This window comes from Bosea sp. AS-1 (assembly GCF_002220095.1).
In the GTDB taxonomy this organism is placed as follows: Bacteria; Pseudomonadota; Alphaproteobacteria; order Rhizobiales; family Beijerinckiaceae; genus Allobosea.
Genome location: NZ_CP022372.1, coordinates 530052 through 545828, shown reverse-complemented (window position 1 = coordinate 545828; position 15777 = coordinate 530052). Strand labels below are relative to the sequence as shown.

General features: G+C 65.6%; 15 protein-coding genes. 6 read left to right on the top strand and 9 right to left on the bottom strand.

What is annotated here, in order from left to right; all coding sequences use genetic code 11:
• Positions 1–254: 254 nt before the first annotated feature.
• The 4 genes from CE453_RS04245 to nadC all read left to right on the top strand — a co-directional run bounded on the left by CE453_RS04245 (position 255) and on the right by nadC (position 4630).
• Positions 255–1193 (top strand): NUDIX hydrolase, encoded by a 939-nt coding sequence (locus tag CE453_RS04245; protein ID WP_248307937.1) that lies wholly within the window; start codon positions 255–257, stop codon positions 1191–1193.
• Between the two features lie 67 nt (positions 1194–1260).
• Complete coding sequence (gene nadA / locus CE453_RS04240; protein WP_089173452.1) at positions 1261–2235, top strand: quinolinate synthase NadA; 975 nt, start codon at positions 1261–1263, stop codon at positions 2233–2235.
• Positions 2232–3770, top strand: coding sequence for an L-aspartate oxidase (locus tag CE453_RS04235; RefSeq protein ID WP_089173451.1), 1539 nt, complete (start codon positions 2232–2234; stop codon positions 3768–3770). The genes nadA and CE453_RS04235 overlap by 4 nt, the downstream gene beginning before the upstream one ends.
• Before the next feature lie 2 nt (positions 3771–3772).
• Positions 3773–4630: a carboxylating nicotinate-nucleotide diphosphorylase gene (nadC, locus tag CE453_RS04230; protein ID WP_089173450.1), complete on the top strand. Its 858-nt coding sequence runs from the start codon at positions 3773–3775 to the stop codon at positions 4628–4630.
• A 41-nt stretch (positions 4631–4671) separates the two neighbouring features.
• On the opposite strand, the gene CE453_RS04225 is transcribed toward nadC, so the two are convergent.
• The 3 genes from CE453_RS04225 to CE453_RS04215 form a co-directional block, all read right to left on the bottom strand.
• Positions 4672–5094 (bottom strand): cupin domain-containing protein, encoded by a 423-nt coding sequence (locus CE453_RS04225; protein WP_157732901.1) that lies wholly within the window; start codon positions 5092–5094, stop codon positions 4672–4674.
• Positions 5095–5296: 202 nt separating this feature from the next.
• Positions 5297–6205: an alpha/beta hydrolase gene (locus CE453_RS04220; protein WP_157732900.1), complete on the bottom strand. Its 909-nt coding sequence runs from the start codon at positions 6203–6205 to the stop codon at positions 5297–5299.
• A 35-nt stretch (positions 6206–6240) separates the two neighbouring features.
• On the bottom strand, positions 6241–7941 hold the full coding sequence (locus CE453_RS04215; RefSeq protein ID WP_089173447.1) for a thiamine pyrophosphate-binding protein: 1701 nt from the start codon (positions 7939–7941) through the stop codon (positions 6241–6243).
• Positions 7942–8109: 168 nt separating this feature from the next.
• On the opposite strand from CE453_RS04215, the gene CE453_RS04210 reads away from it, so the two are divergent.
• Complete coding sequence (locus CE453_RS04210; RefSeq protein WP_089173446.1) at positions 8110–8829, top strand: FadR/GntR family transcriptional regulator; 720 nt, start codon at positions 8110–8112, stop codon at positions 8827–8829.
• A gap of 13 nt (positions 8830–8842) precedes the next feature.
• Here CE453_RS04210 and CE453_RS04205 read toward each other — a convergent pair whose 3' ends face one another.
• The 6 genes from CE453_RS04205 to CE453_RS04180 form a co-directional block, all read right to left on the bottom strand.
• Positions 8843–9703 carry an ABC transporter permease gene (locus tag CE453_RS04205; protein ID WP_089173445.1) on the bottom strand — a complete coding sequence of 287 codons (861 nt, stop codon included), beginning with the start codon at positions 9701–9703 and terminating at the stop codon, positions 8843–8845.
• A 6-nt stretch (positions 9704–9709) separates the two neighbouring features.
• On the bottom strand, positions 9710–10654 hold the full coding sequence (locus tag CE453_RS04200) for an ABC transporter permease (RefSeq protein WP_089173444.1): 945 nt from the start codon (positions 10652–10654) through the stop codon (positions 9710–9712).
• 99 nt (positions 10655–10753) lie between these two features.
• Positions 10754–12349 (bottom strand): ABC transporter substrate-binding protein, encoded by a 1596-nt coding sequence (locus CE453_RS04195; protein ID WP_089173443.1) that lies wholly within the window; start codon positions 12347–12349, stop codon positions 10754–10756.
• 91 nt (positions 12350–12440) lie between these two features.
• Positions 12441–12899 (bottom strand): RidA family protein, encoded by a 459-nt coding sequence (locus CE453_RS04190; RefSeq protein WP_089173442.1) that lies wholly within the window; start codon positions 12897–12899, stop codon positions 12441–12443.
• The gene (locus CE453_RS04185) at positions 12892–13902 is read right to left on the bottom strand and encodes an NAD-dependent epimerase/dehydratase family protein (RefSeq protein ID WP_157732899.1); all 1011 of its coding nucleotides are present in this window, start codon (positions 13900–13902) and stop codon (positions 12892–12894) included. Before CE453_RS04185 ends, CE453_RS04190 begins: the two co-directional genes overlap by 8 nt.
• Positions 13889–15022 carry a mandelate racemase/muconate lactonizing enzyme family protein gene (locus CE453_RS04180; RefSeq protein ID WP_089173440.1) on the bottom strand — a complete coding sequence of 378 codons (1134 nt, stop codon included), beginning with the start codon at positions 15020–15022 and terminating at the stop codon, positions 13889–13891. Before CE453_RS04180 ends, CE453_RS04185 begins: the two co-directional genes overlap by 14 nt.
• Before the next feature lie 345 nt (positions 15023–15367).
• Here CE453_RS04180 and CE453_RS04175 point away from each other — a divergent pair, with 345 nt between their 5' ends.
• Positions 15368–15754 carry a hypothetical protein gene (locus CE453_RS04175; protein ID WP_089173439.1) on the top strand — a complete coding sequence of 129 codons (387 nt, stop codon included), beginning with the start codon at positions 15368–15370 and terminating at the stop codon, positions 15752–15754.
• Positions 15755–15777: the final 23 nt, after the last annotated feature.

Below are 15777 nucleotides of genomic sequence, written 5' to 3'. Positions count from 1 at the left end.
AAGTGGGCTCGCCAGAGCACGGACGGCTTGGGCGGCCGGCAGGTGCCCGGGCGGCGGGTCACCATCAGATTATTATTTAGGCAATCTGACCTTTGGGCAGGTTGTTGATGCTTTTATTGGCATTCGGCCGCTTGCGACCGGCGCTTGCGGCCTTTGTCGTCCACCGATTGCGGCGTTGCGAGCAAGCGTCACATCAGTCCAAGCTCGATGCAAAGATTCGTGCAGATCGTTATGACCAGGCCATGCAGAACCCCATGACTCAGGCAACCGAGATCGATCAGAGCCGGACGATCGGCGCAGATCTCATCGCAGTGGTCGTCGACGTTGCCGGCCGCGAGCCGCGTGTCCTGACCGTCGAGCATGGCGGATCGCTGCCCTCCGGCCCGTTCGAATTCTCGCACCGCTCGCTGCAGTCCGGTCTCCGGGCATGGGTGGAAAAGCAGACCGAGCTTTCTCTCGGTTATGTCGAGCAGCTCTACACCTTCGCCGATCGGGATCGCGTCGCCGATGGCCGGGTTCAGATTTCGATCAGCTATCTCGGCCTGACGCTGGCCGACGGGTCCAAGCACGCCTCCACCCATGGCTGGCGCAGCTGGTATGACTATTTCCCGTGGGAGGACCATCGAGCGGGACGACCGGCCCTCATCGCCGACACGATCCTTCCCCGCCTCGAAACCTGGGCAGACGACACCGAAAGCCCGGTTCGGAAGCAGGAACGCCGGCAGCGTGTCGCCCTGACGTTCGGGCTGGAGGGTCACGACTGGAACGAGGAGCTCGTGCTGCAGCGATACGAGCTGCTCTACGAGGCCGGCTTGGTCAACGAAGCCGGCCGTGCCGCGCCGAAAGGGACCCGTGCCATCCCCGGCAACCCCATGAACGCCGATCATCGCCGCATCCTGGCAACGGGGATCGCCAGGCTCCGCACCAAGATCAAATACCGCCCCGTCGTGTTCGAGCTGATGCCGCCGACCTTCACGCTGCTGCAGCTGCAGCAGACGGTGGAAGCCCTCGCCGGGCGACTTCTGCACAAGCAGAACTTCCGGCGCCTGATCGAACAGCAGGATCTGGTCGAGGAGACCGGGGAGACCACATCGGATACCGGCGGCAGGCCGGCCAAGCGCTTCCGCTTCCGACAGGCCGTGCTCGCCGAACGAACCGTCGCTGGAACGCGCCTGCCGCTTTCACGCGCTTGACTTTCGTTATGCTCATAGTAAGCATATGCCCTTATTATACTCATTTAGAGCATAATAGGAGTCACGCATGCTTCACGCATCCACCGCTACGACCGCACTCTACGAGCGCGTGAAAACTGCGATTCCGCCGGCCGAGTGGCTGAGCTTCGCCGATGATATCGAGGCGATTCTCGCGCTGAAGCGGCAGCGCAATGCCGTCATCCTGGCTCACAACTACCAGACGCCCGAGATCTTCCACGGCGTCGCCGATATCGTCGGCGACAGTCTCGCCCTCGCCCGCAAGGCGATGTCGACCGAAGCCGATGTGATCGTGCTGGCCGGCGTGCACTTCATGGCCGAGACGGCGAAGCTGCTGAATCCACGAAAGACGGTGCTGATCCCCGACCTCGGAGCGGGCTGCTCGCTGGCGGATTCGATTACGGCTGCGGATATCCGCCTGCTGCGGCAGCGTTACCCGGGCGTTCCCGTCGTCACCTATGTCAACACATCGGCCGAGGTGAAGGCCGAGTCCGATATCTGCTGCACCTCCGGCAATGCGAAGGCCGTGGTGGAATCCCTCGGCGTACCGCGGGTACTGATGTTGCCGGACGAGTATCTCGCACAGAATATCGCGGCCCAGACCGATGTGCAGATCATCGCCTGGAAAGGCCATTGCGAGGTGCATGAACGCTTCTCGGCGGCCGATATCCGCGCGTTGCGGGAGAACCATCCGGGCGTGACGGTGCTGGCCCATCCGGAATGCCCGCCCGAGGTCGTCGCCGAGGCGGATTTCGCCGGCTCGACCGCCGACATGTCCGGGTATGTCGAGCACCACAAGCCGGCCCGCGTGGTGCTGATGACCGAATGCTCGATGAGCGACAACGTCGCGCTTCAGCATCCCGATGTTGAATTCATCAGGCCCTGCAACCTGTGCCCGCACATGAAACGGATCACCCTCGCCAATATCCGCACCGCGCTCGAGCAGAACCGTCATGTCGTGACCGTCGCGCCCGAGATCGCTGAGCCGGCCCGGTTGGCTGTGGAACGGATGCTCGCCGTATGAGCGTCGAGATCCGAAACAGCGAGGACCGGCCCGTCATCGTCGGCGGCGGCATCGCCGGGCTGCTGGTCGCGCTTCATCTCGCGCCGGAGCCCGTACTTCTGCTGTCGCAGGCGCGGCTGGGAACCGGGGCGTCGAGCGTCTGGGCGCAAGGCGGCCTCGCCGCCGCCATGGGCGATGACGACGATCCGGCCTTGCACCTGGCTGACACCCTCGCCGCCGGCGACGGCCTCTGCGACCGAGCCATGGCAAGCCGCATCCTCCACGCCGCGCCGGGCGCGATCGCAGCATTGGACAGATATGGCGTCCGCTTTGATCGCGGCCCCGAGGGGAAACTGCGCCTCGGCCTGGAGGCCGCGCATAGCCGGCGGCGCATCGTCCACGCCGATGGCGACGGCAGCGGCCGTGAGATCATGCGCGCGCTCGTCGCCGCAGTGCGCGCTATCCCCTCGATCACGGTCGTGGAAGGCACGGCAGCACGCCGGCTGGCCGTCGCGGACAACGCGATCCAGGGCATTTGGACGGACGATCCGACCGGCCGCCTGTTCTTCAGGGCAAGCCGGATCGTGCTGGCCACTGGCGGGATCGGCGGCCTGTTCTTCGACACGACCAACCCGACCGGCAACATCGGCCAGGGGCTGGCACTCGCGGCACGCGCCGACGCCATCCTCGCCGATCTCGAGTTCGTCCAGTTCCATCCGACGGCGCTCGATGGATCGGGCAGCCCGATGGCGCTGATCAGCGAGGCCGTTCGGGGTGAAGGAGCCATCCTCGTCGATGAAACTGGCCAGCGCTTTCTCGCTGGCATCGAACGCGCAGAACTCGCACCGCGGGACGTCGTTGCGCGCGCCGTCTGGAACCACCTCGCCCTTGGTCACCGCGTCTTCCTCGATGCCCGCGCGAGGCCCGGGCCGGACTTCGCGCGACGCTTTCCCGGCATCGCGGCAGCTTGCGGCAAGCTCGGCATCGATCCGGTGCGCAATCTCATCCCGATCCGTCCAGCCCAGCATTACCATATGGGCGGCGTCGCGGTGGACGCCTCCGGCCGCAGCTCGGTCTCCGGCCTCTGGGCTTGCGGCGAAGTCGCGGCGACGGGGCTGCATGGTGCCAACAGGCTCGCCAGCAATTCCCTGACCGAAGCGGTCGTCTGCGCGCGCTGGGTCGCCGAAGACCTGGCGGGCACGCCTGCCCGCCCTATCCGGCCTGCCGCGGCAGTCGAATGCCCCGCGCCCGATCCCACTCCCGTGCGCGCGTCGGTCTCGCATGCGCTCGGCGTCATGCGTGATGAAGAAGGATTGTCGGCAGCCGCGCGGTCGTTGCTGCCGCTCGCGGAGCGCAACGGTCCGGCCTCCGATCCCGCTGCGGTCGGATTGATGATCGCGATCGCCGCCCTGCGTCGCCGGGAAAGCCGCGGCGCCCATCACCGGCCGGACTATCCGCACCATGAGGCCGTTGCCATCCGTTCCGACATCACCCTCCACGCCGCCCTGGCTGCGGCACGAGATCTCACCCCTGCGCCAGTGCTGGAAAGCCTTTGATCATGAAACATCTCTTCCCGCTTCCCGCCATCATGCTCGAGCCTCTGGTTCGGGCTGCCCTTCTGGAAGATCTGGGCCGCGCCGGCGATCTCACCACGGATGCGATCGTGCCAAACGAGCAGCGCACCACCACCGTCCTGGCGGCACGTCAACCTGGCGTGATCGCCGGTCTCGATCTGGCAGCGCTTGCCTTCAGGCTGCTTGATCCGGGTGTCACGATCTCGGTGCAGCGGGCCGATGGTAGCGCCGTGGTGGCGGGCGATGTCGTCGCGACGGTGAGCGGCCCGGCTCGGGCGATTCTCACCGGCGAACGAACCGCCCTCAATCTCATAAGCCGGCTAAGTGGGATAGCCACGGCGACACGGGCCATCGTCGATGCGATCGATGGGCACCGGGCGAAGATCGTCTGCACGCGCAAAACCACTCCCGGTCTGCGCGCTGTCGAGAAATACGCCGTGCGCGCCGGTGGCGGCTCCAATCATCGCTTCGGCCTCGACGACGCGGTCCTCATCAAGGACAACCATATTGCCGTGGCCGGCGGCATCCGCCCGGCGATCGAGCGCGTGCGCAGCAATGTCGGCCATCTCGTCAAGATCGAGATCGAAGTCGACACGCTTGCGCAGCTGGAGGAAGCGCTCGGCCTCGCCCCCGATGCCGTACTGCTCGACAACATGACCCCGGATGAACTGCGCCGCGCCGTCGCCATGGTCGCTGGCCGGGCGATCACCGAGGCATCGGGCCGGATCACGGCCGCGACCGCACCGGCCGTCGCCGCGACCGGCGTCGACCTGATTTCCATCGGTTGGCTTACCCACAGCGCGCCGATCCTCGACATCGGCTTGGATTATCGGGAGCTGTGATCCAAGCACCGGTCTTCCTCGATCAGGAGACAGGTGGCGATCTAGGCGAATGGGCACTCGCCGAACAGATGAAGCTTGACCGCGCGCGGCTTCGCGGCTTCCTCCGCGTTGGCCGCGATGAAGGAGCTTTCACCGCCGGCGAGCGCGATCGGCAGCAGCATGACACGAACGAACGCGTTGTCGGCGCCGCTGATATTCGTGCCGACGACCGTTTCATGACCGCTTTCGAACCAGGCCTGCCCCGGCCCGACGCGATCGAGCTGCTCGCCGACTTCGGCCTGCAGCAATCCCTTCAGCAACCTGCGGATGCCTGGGCCACGGTGGCGATGGGCAGGCGTTTGCGCTCCGGCGCCGGATTCGACGCGATCCGCGCGCATCATCACCTCGCCCTCGGGCAATGTGATGATGCGCGATAGAACCGGCGACACCCCATTGCCCTGCCGAACGGTCGAGCCCTCCGGCACAAGCTCGAACAGCCAGGCACAGCCGGAACTCGCAACCCGGTCGCCCGGACGAGCGAAGCCCCCGTCATTTTCGGCGATGCGACGATCGCCGATACGAGCTTCCCCCCTCTGCGCGAGCAGGAAGGCGAGACCTGCGCTACCCATCTCGCAGGTAGCGGCCGGACCGATGTCGTAAGCGGTCAGTCGGTATTGGCGCGCCATCTCATCTCCCAACGCATTGCTCGCCATGCCTTGGCGAATGATCAGCAGGATGGCCGATGGCAGCTTTCAGGATCGGGCTTCCGGCTTCGCGGAATTCGTTCAGGATGTCGAAGTGGCCCCAGCGTGGCAGCGTATGCACTTCGGGATTCATCCCGCTGCGATGGAGGTGGTGCGAGTAGCGATAGCTCTGGTCGATCCAGTGCCAGGGCTCGAGGCCACCGACGAAGATCGTCGCCGGACATTGCACATGGACCCTGCGCCGCTCGACATCGCGTCGCGCCGCAATGTCCTCGGTCAGCTGCACCTCGGCATTGACGCTGGTTTGCACCACCGGCCGTGGATCGTAGATCCCGCTGATCAGCACGGCATGGCTGACGAAGGTCGGGTCGAGCCCCTCGGCGGCCCAGTCATGCGCCAGGCATTCCGCGACGAGGTGAGCGCCCGCCGAATGTCCGGAGAGGCCGATGCGTCCGGCATTGCCGCCGAAACGATGGATCTCGCGGCGGACCCAGGCGAGCGCCGCAATCGCGGATTCCGCCACGCCGTCCAGCGTCGAGGCCGGGCAGAGCTCGTAATTGGCGATTACCGTGGTGATGCCGGCCGCGACCAGCGGGGCGGCCACGAACGCGAAATTCTGCTTGTCCTGCGCACGCCAGTAGCCGCCATGGTAGAAGACATGGACGGGGCTCGCTCCCGCTCCGCCTCGCGCCGGATAGATGTCGACCTTGCGCAGGGGATGCTCGCCATAGGCGAGGTCAGCCTGGCGTTCCAGCCGCGCTAGCGCATCCGCATTGACCGGCGCCCGCTCCGTCTGAGCGTCCTTGAAGTTCGGGAACGCGGCCTGCGGATTATACTGGAACTCGTGTTCCTCAGGGCTGAGGCCGGTCCAGAAAGCTTGATCGGAAGACATCTTCATCCCCTGCCGGTCGGTGACGTTGTGGTTCTTCAGGCCGTTCGTGCCAGCCGTTCCAGCGAACTGCTGCGCAGCTTCGACAGCGTGGAGCGGACGGACAGCGCCTCCGGATCGGTCACCAGCTCGATCAGTGCACCCGAACTGGCATCGCGTGCACGGCGTAGCGCCGCGTCGAAGCCCTCCGTCTTGTCCACGCGCTCGGCCTGCAGGCCGTAAGCCCGCGCCAAGGTGACGAAGTCCGGATTCGTCAATGCCGTGCCGCTCTCGCGTGTCGGGTAATTTCGCTCCTGATGCATGCGGATGGTTCCGTACATGCCGTTGTTGACGACGATGAAGAGGATCTTCAGCCCATATTGCGCGGCCGTCGCCAGCTCCTGCCCGTTCATCAGGAAGCAGCCGTCGCCGGCGACCGATATCACCTCCCGCTCGGGAAAGGCGAGCTTCGCCGCGACCGCAGCCGGAACGCCGTAGCCCATGGCGCCGGAGGTCGGGGCGAGCTGCGTGCGATAGGTCGAGAAGGGCCAGTGGCGGTGCAGCCAGCCGGTATAGTTGCCGGCTCCCGAGCTGATGATGGTGTCGTCGGGAAAGGCGTCGCGCAGCTTCGCGATCACCTCGCCGAGATTCACCGCCCCAGGCTGTGGGGTGGGTTCCAGACTGGCCTCATAGTCAGCCCGACAGGCCCGCGCCCATTCGGCCCAGGCCGGCGCCGTGACGGGCGATTGCGCGGCAAGTGCTGCGATCGTGACGCTTGCCGCCGCATTGATCGGCAGATCGGCCTGGTAGACCCGGCCGAGCTCTTCGGGGTCGGGATGTACATGGATCATCGCCTTGCCCGCCGGCCGCGGTGGCGCGAGCAGCGTATAGCCGGCGGTCGTCATCTCGCCGAGGCGCGGGCCGAGCACGAGCAGGAGATCGGATTCGGCCAAGCGCTTGGCGAGGCTGGGCTCGGCACCGATCCCGAAATGCCCGACGAAACACTCCTCCCGGTTCGGCAGATAATCCTGGCAGCGGAGCGAAACAGCGACCGGCAGGCGATTGCGCTCAGCGAAGGTGACCAGATCGCGACCGGCCTGCGTGGTCCAGCCGCCCCCGCCGGCGATCACCAGAGGGCGCCGAGCCTGCGCCAGCATCGCCATCACATCGGCAACCTGATCCGGGCGCGGCGCGGCTGGGATCGGCTCTGCGCGGCGCCCCAGATCGATCTCGCCTTCGACGATCTGGCTGAGCATGTCCTCCGGCAGCGCCAGGACGACCGGCCCCGGCCGCCCCGCCATCGCCGTCTGGAAGGCGCGATGCAGATATTCCGGAATGCGGGCTGGGTCGTCGATCTGTGCGACCCATTTCGCCAGCGGCGCGAACATGGCCCGAAAATCGACCTCCTGGAAACCTTCGCGGTCGATGAAGTCGCGCCCGACCTGACCGATGAACAGGATCATCGGCGTCGAGTCCTGGAAGGCGGTATGGACGCCGATCGACGCGTTCGTCGCACCCGGGCCACGCGTCACGAAGCAGATGCCCGGGCGGCCGGTCAGCTTGCCATGCGCCTCCGCCATGTTCGCGGCGCCGCCTTCCTGGCGGCAGACGATGAGCTCGATCTCGTTGCGCTTGTCATGCAGCGCGTCGAGCACCGCGATGTAGCTCTCGCCGGGCACGCAGAAGATCCGGTCCACCGCCTGCAAGGCAAGGCCGTCCACCAGAAGCTGCGCGCCCGTCCGTCCCATTCGCTCGCTCATCGCCACGTTCCCCTGCATCGACTGGCTGAATGGTTTAAACCAATACTACCCAATTGCAACCAATGTCCGCTCACTTTTCTCTCCTGGCGCATCGCGCGTGTGTTTTGAACATTTGTCAGGAATGAGGTATCGGTACTTGTGAATTGGCGGGACCAAACCAGACCAAACATGATCGAGCATCTGGCAGGACAATCGGACGAGCCCAGCGCGCGGCTGAAATCCGATTCGGATAGTCAAGCCATCTACCAGAGCCTGCGGAGCTCGATCGTCGAGGGTCAGCTACGCACTGGCGCGCGCCTGCCGACGGAAAGAGCGCTCGCCTCGCGCTTCGGCGCCGCCCGCAACACCGTTCGCAAGACGATGAATCAGCTCGCCGACGAGGGGCTGATCATCCGCCATGTCGGGCGCGGCACCTTCGTGGCCCGGAACCAGTCCAAGGCGGTTCCGGAAGCGAATGCTGAGCCGGATTTCACTCTGGGCGAATTGCTCGAGGCCCGCCTGATGTTCGAGCCGGCCTTGGCCGAACTGGTGGCGGAGCGCGCGACCGAGCAGGATCTCGTCGCGCTGTCGACCTATCTCGAAGCACTGCGCAACGCGACGAGCTGGAGCGAGTTCAAGGAAGCGAAATACGCTCTTCATCTCGCCATCGTCCGCGCCTCCCGCAACAGCTTCCTCATCTCGGTGTTCGAGCGGATCATCTCATCGCGCCGCAAGGCAGGTTGGGGGCGCCCAGGTGGCCACCCACTCCCGATCAGCGCCGTAAGGGAAGCTGCGGCGCGCGACAACGCCGCGATCATCGACGCCTTGAGAGATCGCGACGCGAACAAGGCGCGCGAACTCATCAGCGGCTATCTCCTGCGCACGTTGATGTCGGTCAGCGAGAGCTGACCGACATTCCGGTTCAGCGCCGGTCCATTCGGCGTTGCAGGGCGCGTCCCACCAGCATCAGCGCCAGGGCCGTGATCAGAATGGCGAGCCCTGGAAACGCCGACATCCACGGCGCCAGGAGGATGTAATCCTTGCCCTGCTGCAGGATGGCTCCCCAATCGGGTGTTGGCGGCTGCACGCCGAGGCCGAGAAATCCGAGAGCCGCTTGAATCTGCAGCACCAGCGGAAACAGCACCATGCATTGGACGAGAATGACCGGCAGGACATTCCGCGCCACGTGCCGCAGGAGGATCAGGCCCGGCGGCAGGCCGAGGCTACGGGCAGCCTCGACATAGGTCATGCCAGCCTCCGCCATGGCTCCCGACCGGGCGATCCGGAAGAAGAGCGGCACGTAGACGACCGTGAGGGCAAAGACCAGGTTGAGGGTCTTCGGCCCCAGGATGCCGGTAACCATCACGCCGAAGATGATCGGCGGAAAGCTGAGGATCACGTCGACGAGCCGGCCGAGCACCATGTCGATGCGACCGCCGAGGAAGCCCGAGACCAAGCCGAGCGCCCCCCCGATCAGCGCGGCGGCGGCCAGGGCTGAGGCGCAGATCGACAGGGTTATCCGCGCCCCGTGAACCACGCGAGCCAGCACATCGCGGCCGACATCGTCCGTACCGAACGGATGTGCCGCCGACGGGGCCTCCATCGCCTTGTCGACATTGACCGCCAGCGGCGAATGGCTGCTGAACAAGCCCGGAAACAGAACGACCAGCAGCACGAAGGCAAGCAGGACGAGACCGAGGGTGAGGTCCGGTTCGAGGCGCGCGCGCAGGACGAGTCGGGAGAGACGGGAGCGGGCGGCGGGAATGGTCGGGGAGATGCTCATGTCTGACTAGCCCAGCCGAACGCGCGGATCGATGATCCGATAGGAGAGATCGACGAGCAGATTGACCAGCATCGCCAGCACGACCACGACCAGCAGCCCTGCCTGCAGCACGGGATAGTCGCGCGCCTCGATCGACGACAGCAGCAACCGGCCCAGTCCCGGCAGTGCGAACAGGCTTTCGATGATGACCGCGCCGCCCAGGATCTGGATCAGGATCAATCCCATGAACGTCACCAGCGGAATCCCGATGTTGCGCAGCAGATGGGTGAAGAAGATGGTCCGCGTCGGCACGCCCTTGGCGGTCGCGGTCCGCACATAATCCTGCCCGAGTGCGGAGACGATGCTTTGCCGCACGAACTGGCTGTAGGCGGCCGCCTGCAGCAGCGCCAGGCTCAACACCGGCAGCGCGATCATCGACAGGTTTTCGCTCAGGGATTCGGTCGGCGAGACGTACATCAGCGGCGGCGACCAATCGAATCCGGTCGACATCCCGACCAGCAGCATCAGGCCGATCCAGAATACCGGCGCCGCCAGCCCGAGCAGGTTGAAGGCCTGAATCGCCCGGTCTAACGCGCGGCCTTCGTAGATGGCGGCGAGAATGCCGAGCGGAACGCCGATCAGCGTCGCCAGGATGAGCGTCGCGAAGGCAAGCTGGATCGTCACGGCAAGCGCCGAGCCGATCATGCCGAGGACGGGTTGCCCGCGCGTCCAGCTCGTGCCGAAATCACCGGTGACGACACGCCCGAGCCAGCCGAGATATTGCTGCCAGACCGGCTGATCGAGGCCGAAGAACTCGCGCAATGCCTTGGTCGCGATCGGATCGCTGGTCTGGCCGAGCATCTGGCCGACCACGTCGCCCGGCACCGAGCGCACCATCAGGAAGACCACCATCGAGGCGAGCAGCGCCGTGACGACCGAGGCCGCCAGCCGTTTTACGAGATAAGCGCCCATCGGACTCCGCGACTTTCTGGACAGGAACGAAGCCGGCGCGGGGCCGCAGCGCCGCACCGGTAGGATCTGCGGCGCCTCAGGCGCCGCTTGCGCACCAGGTCAGCCGATCCAGGCGCGTGCCAGGCCGTAATACCAGCCCGTCGGGTGCTGATCGTAGTTGTGCACCCTCTCGCCACGGACGACGATATGGTCCGCCGAGAACAGCATGATCGTCGGGACGCTCTCGGCCATGATCTGCTGGAAGCGCACATAGATCTCGCGGCGCTTGGCCGGATCGCTTTCGGCACGGCCCTGGTCGAGCAGCTTGCTGGCTTCGTCGTTCTTCCAGTTGCGGAAGTCCGCGCCTTCGGGCGCCTTGTGGAAATGCCGGTAGAACAGCAGGTTGGGGTCCGGCACCGTCGCCCAGTCGTTGAAGGTGAAGCCCATCTGCTTCGACTGGAAATTCTTGACCCAGACACCCAGCTCGACGCGCTGAATCGACAGCTTGATACCGACCTTGGCCAGCTGCTCGCGCAGGATCACGCTGGCGGCATCCATCCAGTCATAGCCGATGATCGAGGTCAGGGTCAGCTCGAACCCGTCGGGATGCCCTGCCTCGGCGAGCAGCTTCTTGGCGGCGGCGATATCGACCTTCTGGTTCGCCAGCTTGTCGAGCGGGGCGCCCCAGCTCTCCTGCATGCCGGCGACCATGGTACCGATGACGTTACCGAGGCCGCCGATCGACGCGCGCATGATCTCGTCCTTGTCGACCGCCAGCGCGATGGCGCGACGGACGCGCTCGTCGTCGAGCGGCTTCAGCTCGGCTCCGAGATCGATCGCCTTCTGGTTGAAGGACGGCTTGCGCTCGACCACCAGCCCGGCAACGCCTTCGACCTGCTTGACGTCCTGAGGGCGGCTTAGCGTCGCGATGTCGATACGCTTGTTGCGCAGGCCGACGAGCAGGCTCGCCGCATTCGGAACGAAGACGAAATTGATCCGGTCGAGATAGGGAACACCCGGCTCCCAATAATCTGGATTGCGCACCAGGGTCGCGTTGCTGTTGGGCTTGAACTCGGCGAGCTTGAACGGCCCGGTGCCGACGCTCGTCTGGTTCAGCTTCGTCTTCGCATCGGCCGCGTCGAAATAGCCGGCCGGAACGACGCCGCCGTACTTGTTGCCCATGGTCATCGGCAAAGCGGCATTGGGCGCCGAGATGGTGATCTTGACCGTCGCTTCATCGACCGCCTCGACCGCCGTGATCATGGCGAAATCGCCGGCGCCGGGCGAACCGTTCTTGGGGTCACGGATGTAGTTGTAGCTGTAGGCGACGTCCTTGGCGGTCATCGGCCGGCCGTCATGGAACTTAACGCCCTTGCGCAGGCGCACGGTATAGACCAGCTGGTCGGCCGAGAGGTCGAAGCCCTCCGCGAGCAGCGGCATGGCGATGCCGTCGGGGCCTTCGTAGAACAACCCCTGATAGATCAGCACCGTCAACCGGATGCGGGCGTCGGCAGCCTGATGGAAGGGATCGAGCCCCGGAGGCTCGACCAGCAGGCCCATATTGAGTGTCCCGCCGGTCTTGGCGCCTGCCGGCTTTGGTCCGTAAAGCTCGGCCGCGACCGCCGGCCCGGCAATGGCGGTCACGGCGGCCCAACCGCCGAATGCCAGCAGCAGGCTGCGGCGGTCCACCCCGCCAAAGAGATTGGAATCCGACATTGTTGTTATCCCCTCGCCGGGCTTCGTTCGGATCTGCAGCGACCCTGGGATGGCCGGGCGCCCGTTGGCCGGTCCCCCATCGTCGAAAACCTCAATCGCGGTAGGCCACCACCAGCTCGATCTCGACAGCCGCATCGCGCGGCAGTTCGGCGACGCCAACGGCAGAGCGCGCGTGACGGCCCGCCTCGCCGAGGATTTCGCCGAGCAGGTCGGAGGCCGCGTCGAGAACCTTCGGCTGGTCGTTGAAGCCCGGAGCCGAAGCGACGAAACCCGTCACTTTCAGGACGCGCTCCACGCGGTCGAGACTGCCCAGCGCCTGCTTGAGGCAGGCCAGGCCCTGCAGAATGCAGATGCGCGCCTCGCCGCGAGCCGCCTCGAGTGAGACTGCGGCACCGGCCTTGCCTCTGACCTTGACCTCGCCATCGACTTTGGGGAGCTGGCCCGCGACATAGGCGACGCCGCGATGCAGCGTCACCGGCACATAATTGAAGGAAGGCGATGCGGCTTCCGGCAGTTCGATGCCGAGCTCGGCGAGACGCTTGTCAATCATGGGCCTGCCTCGAAGCGGGAGTGAGGAAATCGTCGACGAGACCGTCGAGATCGTAGCGTGGCGCGAAGCCGGTATCCGATACGAACCGGCCGCCATCGCTCAGCGGCAGCAGCAGCGCCGGCTCGATGCGCTCGAGCTCGATCTCAGCCTGTGGCCGCCGAGCCCGGACCGCCGCGATGATGTCGACGATGCTCGCCTCGAACCCCTTGATGTTATAGGCCGGCCGGACCGGCCCGCGATGCTGCAGGATCGTCAGCATCGCGGCTGCCGCATCGACGACATGCATCAGGTCGACCGGCCGGTCGTGAAACGTCACCTGCGCCGGGCGGCCTTCACGTGCGGCCGCGAAAATTTCGGAGATCGCGCTGGCCGCGCCCTGATACCAGAGCCCTGGGCCGAGGATCAGCGGCAGGCGCATGCTGACGATCTCGACTCCGTGCCGACGCATCAGGAACTCGGAAAGCACCTCCGCCATCTGCTTCGTCACGCCATAGACGGTGGTCGGCGCCGCGGCGTCGTCCTCGTCGACATGGCTGGTCGCATAGGCCGAGGCAGGACCGTACACCACGGCGGACCCGGTCCAGACGAGGCGCTTCACCCCGGCGCGGCAGGCGGCCTCGACGAGTCGGCCATGGCCGGTGACGTTGATCTCGAAGGCCGCGTCAGCCTCGGCCTCCCCCGCACGCATCAGGCCCTGCTTGCCGACGCTATGCGCCACGCAGGACACCACCTGCGTCGGCTTGTATCGGGTAAAGGCCGCGTCGAGAGCATCGCGATCGCCGATCGAGCCCTCGAAGATCTGATAGCGGCCGGCGACGTCGGCGAGCCGATCTTCGGCCATGGCGGGCCCGAACAGCACCGGCGCATAGCCGGCATGGATCAGGGCCCGCACGACATGCGAGCCGACGAAGCCCAGCCCGCCGGCGACGAGCACGGTGCCGGCATCGCCCGGCTTCGACGTCACGCCCGCGGCATCGGGTTCGGCAGCATCAACGAACGACATGGCGTTCCACCGCGTCCCAGTCGATCTCGATGCCGAGACCAGGAGCGTCGGGCACGGCGATGACGCCATCGTTCTGCGCGAGCGGATTGACCAGGATCGAATCCCGCAGCGGATTGTCGCCGAGATCATATTCGACCAGCGTCGACCGGGGCACATTGCCGGCATGCGGATAGGCCGGCAGGGACGCGACGAAATGCACGGCGGCCGCCAACCCGACCCCCGTACCCCAGACATGAGGCGACAGGCGCAGATGCTCCATCATGGCGAGCTGGGCGATCTGCCGCCCCTGCCAGAAACCGCCGCAGAGCGAGAGGTCGGGCTGGACGACATCGACGGCGCGCCGATCGATCAGACGCTTGAAATCGAAGGCCGTGTAGAGAGCCTCGCCGGTCGCGATCGGAACCGGGCTCCAGCGATGAAGCGCCTCGTAGCCGGAGAAGTCTTGCGGCGCGAGCGGCTCCTCGACCCAGCCGATGCCATAGCGGACAAGGCGCTCGATGCTCTCGCGGGCGAGGTCCAGCGTGTAGTTGGAGTTGATGTCGACCAGGATTTCGACTTCGGGCCCGAGAATCTCGCGCGCCGCAGCCACCCGTTGCTCGTCATTGGCCAGGGAGACGCCGATCTTGATCTTGATCGCGCGATGTCCCGCCTTGGCCATCGCCTCGATCTGCGGCGCGAAATCACGCTCGCTGTCTTCGGTCAGGTAGCCGCCGGACGCGTAGATCGGCACCTGCGAAGCCTGCTTGCCGCCGATCAGACGATGGACAGGCAGCCCGAGCACCTTGCCCGCCGCGTCCTTGGCGGCCATGTCGATGCCGGAAATGCACCAGGTCATCGCTCCCTGGACGCCGAAATGGTAGTGGCGGGCCAGCATCTGCGAGAAGACGTGCTCGACATCGAGCACATGGCTGCCGAGCAGGTACCCCTTGACCAGCGGCAGCATGGCGAGATTCACCGCCGGCATGCCCCAGCATTCGCCGACGCCTTCGGTGCCGTCCGACAGCCGCAGGCGAACCAGGGTCGTGGCCCGCGCACTTGCGAGCGATTTCGCCATTCCATAGCTGCGGCCGGCGGGAAGCTGCGCCTGCAAGGGGATGAACGCGATGTCTTCGATGATCATGGCCCGTCGCATTCCTCGCCTCAGCCAATGCGGATCAATTTCAGCCAATGTTGAACCAATTTCGGAGCGAGCGCAATATCGCTACGCGCCATGCGCTTGACCAATAAGCGATACCCGAGGGTTTTTCTGGTGGTCGGCGCTTATCGAGGCTTTGCGCCAAGAGGCTCAGCCGGCACCGACCCGCACGACACGCGCTTTTCAACTGGGACAAGGGCCGGTGGAACGCCCGCGCCTGTCGAGCACGCCGGCTTCGGCACAACACCAGCTCGCCACCATGGCTTACTGCTGGAACCTGGTATTCGGCGGCGGGTTACGAAGGCAATCGATAGATCATGGAGTGATCCGGTGCGGCGCGTGTGGACTTGGCCTCTGGCCCTGGCAGTTAACTTCGCCAGCCCGCTGGCAGGGGGGCATCTCGCCTTTGCCGAGGTGCCAGCGGAATTGCAGGGTCAATGGTCAAGCCACCCGGCGCGATGCGAGCAAGCTAACGGCGAGGTGGACGTGTTGACGATCACGGCGACGGGTCTCGATTTTTACGAGACCGGCTGTGAATTGGCAGAATATGTCCGCTCCGGGACGGACGTCAGCTTCGACGCGCAGTGCTACAAGGGCGGCAGCCCCGCGAAGCCGGGAAAGGTCGTCATACGACGGCACGGCTCGAACAAGATCGACATCGCTCTTGAAGGGTTTTCTTGGACTTCATCGAAGCCCGAGAGCTTTCGTCGATGCTGACCGAAGGCGGCAGGTAGCTGCGG

Bases quoted from the DNA above. Each gene is read 5' to 3' on its own strand.
- nadA (WP_089173452.1), top strand. From the start codon at position 1,261: ATGCTTCACGCATCCACCGCTACGACCGCACTCTACGAGCGCGTGAAA.
- CE453_RS04245 (WP_248307937.1), top strand. From the start codon at position 255: ATGACTCAGGCAACCGAGATCGATCAGAGCCGGACGATCGGCGCAGAT.
- CE453_RS04210 (WP_089173446.1), top strand. From the start codon at position 8,110: ATGATCGAGCATCTGGCAGGACAATCGGACGAGCCCAGCGCGCGGCTG.
- CE453_RS04215 (WP_089173447.1), bottom strand. From the start codon at position 7,941: ATGAGCGAGCGAATGGGACGGACGGGCGCGCAGCTTCTGGTGGACGGC.
- CE453_RS04185 (WP_157732899.1), bottom strand. From the start codon at position 13,902: ATGTCGTTCGTTGATGCTGCCGAACCCGATGCCGCGGGCGTGACGTCG.
- CE453_RS04200 (WP_089173444.1), bottom strand. From the start codon at position 10,654: ATGGGCGCTTATCTCGTAAAACGGCTGGCGGCCTCGGTCGTCACGGCG.
- CE453_RS04180 (WP_089173440.1), bottom strand. From the start codon at position 15,022: ATGATCATCGAAGACATCGCGTTCATCCCCTTGCAGGCGCAGCTTCCC.
- CE453_RS04205 (WP_089173445.1), bottom strand. From the start codon at position 9,703: ATGAGCATCTCCCCGACCATTCCCGCCGCCCGCTCCCGTCTCTCCCGA.
- CE453_RS04235 (WP_089173451.1), top strand. From the start codon at position 2,232: ATGAGCGTCGAGATCCGAAACAGCGAGGACCGGCCCGTCATCGTCGGC.
- CE453_RS04220 (WP_157732900.1), bottom strand. From the start codon at position 6,205: ATGTCTTCCGATCAAGCTTTCTGGACCGGCCTCAGCCCTGAGGAACAC.
- CE453_RS04190 (WP_089173442.1), bottom strand. From the start codon at position 12,899: ATGATTGACAAGCGTCTCGCCGAGCTCGGCATCGAACTGCCGGAAGCC.
- nadC (WP_089173450.1), top strand. From the start codon at position 3,773: ATGAAACATCTCTTCCCGCTTCCCGCCATCATGCTCGAGCCTCTGGTT.
- CE453_RS04195 (WP_089173443.1), bottom strand. From the start codon at position 12,349: ATGTCGGATTCCAATCTCTTTGGCGGGGTGGACCGCCGCAGCCTGCTG.